Origin of the sequence: Streptomyces nanshensis, from assembly GCF_001751255.1 — a bacterium.
GTDB lineage: Bacteria > Actinomycetota > Actinomycetes > Streptomycetales > Streptomycetaceae > Streptomyces > Streptomyces nanshensis_A.
On the sequence record NZ_LJGW01000543.1, the window covers coordinates 1 to 1279 of the forward strand.

At 74.2% G+C, this 1279-nt stretch carries 1 protein-coding gene; it reads right to left on the minus strand.

Translation table 11 applies throughout. From position 1 onward, the window contains the following. Window positions 1-157: 157 nt before the first annotated feature. Window positions 158-940 carry a DUF899 family protein gene (locus tag AN218_RS29630; protein WP_070020154.1) on the minus strand — a complete coding sequence of 261 codons (783 nt, stop codon included), beginning with the start codon at window positions 938-940 and terminating at the stop codon, window positions 158-160. Window positions 941-1279 lie beyond the last annotated feature (339 nt).

Here is a 1279-nt window from a genome sequence, read left to right on the forward strand (position 1 = left end):
GCCCGGAGCGGGGTCCCGGGATGCCGGGCCCGGACCCCGCTCCGGTGGGGGGACCCAACGCCCCACCGGACACGCACGGTTGGGGCATTAGTGGACGTCCTGCCGGAGTCCGGCCCGTCCCGTCCGTGGAGACCTGTCGCGTCGGTGGAGTGTCCCGTCAGTGGTGGTCGCCCTGCCGGCCGAGGGTCTCCACGGGGGTCGCGCCGGGACGGGACCACTGCGGCACCGGGCGGCTGGTCGGACCCCAGGTGGCGTTCCCGTCCGCGTCCGTACGCCAGTACCAGCACGCGTGGCGCCCCTCGGGCCGGCCCTCGGGGTGGTCCTCCCATGCCTCACCGCGCCCGTACGGCGTCATGTCGAGCAGACCGAGGGACCCGTTGACCCGCTCGTTGCCGCGGCCCGTCGTGGAGTAGGTGAGGAACGTACGGTCGCCGTCGCGCAGATAGGCGGTGAGGTACCCCATGCTGCCGCCGGCCGGACCGTCCACATCGCGCACGGAGTACCAGGGCTGGGTGTAGCCCATGAACGCGACGTACGCGGCTACCTCGTCCCACCGGCCGGGGGTCAGGACCGCGAACGAGACGCCGCGGGCGTGGAGATAGTCGGCCTCCTTCAGATGCCAGGCCGTGGTGGTGCAGCCCTCGCACTGCCCCTGGTGCGGTGCGCCGTCGTACCACATGTGCTTGTAGACCACGAGTTCGTCGCGCCCCTGGAACAGGTCCCGGAACGGCACCGGGCCGTCGGCCCCGACGACCTCGACGCTCCCGTCGAACTCCACCATCGGCAGCCGCCGCCGAGCCGCGGCGAGGGCGTCGCCCTCGCGGGTGTGCGCCTTCTCGCGCACCAGAAGCTCGTCCCGTGCGGCCTGCCATGCGGCCATACCGACCACGGGCGGCCGGCCGCCCGGCGCGCTGCTCGGATCACTCGGCGTGGTCGTCATCGGTCTCCTCCGTGAGGTCTCGTCTGCCGGACGCCGTCGTACGGTCCCCCGCGCCGTACGACGGCCACGGGATACGACCGGGGCCGCGGGCGGAACTCATCGCGGGGGCGGGGTTCTCGGGCGGGCGGGCGCGGACGCGCTGCGGTGTGCGCGCGGGACCGAACCCACCCGCCCGCCCCTTCGCGGCGGTTGAGGAACGGGGGACTCCTTCCGTCACCGGAGGGGTTCGGTGCCGCGGATTCGCATCGGGCCGAGGCGGAACGGCGAGGACGGCGCGAGCGAGACCGCAGGCGGTGGAGCGACGGCCCCTGCCGTCGTGACACCGCCGTACGCGCGCCG

Bases quoted from the DNA above. Each gene is read 5' to 3' on its own strand.
- AN218_RS29630 (WP_070020154.1), bottom strand. From the start codon at position 940: ATGACGACCACGCCGAGTGATCCGAGCAGCGCGCCGGGCGGCCGGCCG.